The sequence below is a fragment of the Pseudomonas sp. RIT-562 genome, assembly GCF_026241895.1.
Taxonomy (GTDB): Bacteria; Pseudomonadota; Gammaproteobacteria; order Pseudomonadales; family Pseudomonadaceae; genus Aquipseudomonas; species Aquipseudomonas mandelii_F.
Map to the genome: position 1 here is coordinate 1 of NZ_JAPJIV010000053.1, position 953 is coordinate 953.

Annotated in this window: 1 protein-coding gene and 1 pseudogene; both read right to left on the reverse strand. The window is 53.4% G+C overall.

All coding sequences use genetic code 11. The features are described 5' to 3' along the window. Positions 1–369 (reverse strand): annotated as a pseudogene (locus ORL50_RS28700) (hypothetical protein); the annotation flags it as partial. 94 nt (positions 370–463) lie between these two features. Further along, the coding region (locus ORL50_RS28705) for a hypothetical protein (RefSeq protein ID WP_266020077.1) at positions 464–953 on the reverse strand (490 nt) is incomplete at its 5' end.

Genomic DNA, 953 nt, shown 5'->3' on the forward strand with positions numbered 1-953 from the left:
GTCTAGGACGATCTGGAGCGTATCGTCGAGCAACAGGGGCTCGATTTGAGGTGACATACGCACGTTACTGATTTTTTCATCATCGAAGCTGATCGTGAAAAAGCGGGCTAGAGGCGTTACGAATCCGTATTGAGGATCGTTGAATCGTAGCCGTGCATCAGACTCAATACTCCTGAACCAATAGTGCCCGGGGATGGCTGGGCCTATGTCAGCCGTTGAGCGCTTGCGCATGTCCTCCCAAGGTTCGCCAATCACCAGCGAAATTTCAGGATCGTCCGACAGCATTCGAAGGGCTGCTGCTGATATGACGACGGTCACTACCAAGGTGAATAGGAATCGACGCCAGCCGATCCATCGAATCGGAGTCATCTCAGTCCTCCGCAGTCAGAGAAATTCCTTAAGGCTGCATCGAACATATGACCTGGGATATGGAGGAGAACTGTATGTGCGTCAGGCTGAAGACTCACGGCACCCCCCGTGATTTGGAGACTTCGAGGGTTATGAGATAGCGCTCCTCTTTAGGGCGCTTTCTATCCTCAAAGCGATTGACCACCAGCATGATCTGGTACTTATCGCCTGCCCGCCAATACGCTGTTCCCCCTGTGTTCTCATCTCGCAATTGAGCGCGCCATTGCGGCGTGTCGGCGAATGATGGGAAGTGATCGAGGCGGTTGGGTACCCAGCCGGCTCGGCGCCATTGATCCTGCAGATCGAGAATGATTTTGAGCGTATCGTCGAGCAATAGTGGCTCGGTTTGCGGAGACATGCGCACGCTTCTGACCAGTTCATCAGTGAAGGTTACGACGAAAAATCGAGCTAATGGCGTGACGAAACCGAATTGAGGGTCTGTAAATCGAAGCCGAGCATGAGATTTCGTAGCCCTGAACCAAGAGTGGCCCGCAATTGCCGGGTCAATGGTTGCACTGGAGCGTTGACGCATATCCTCCCAAGGG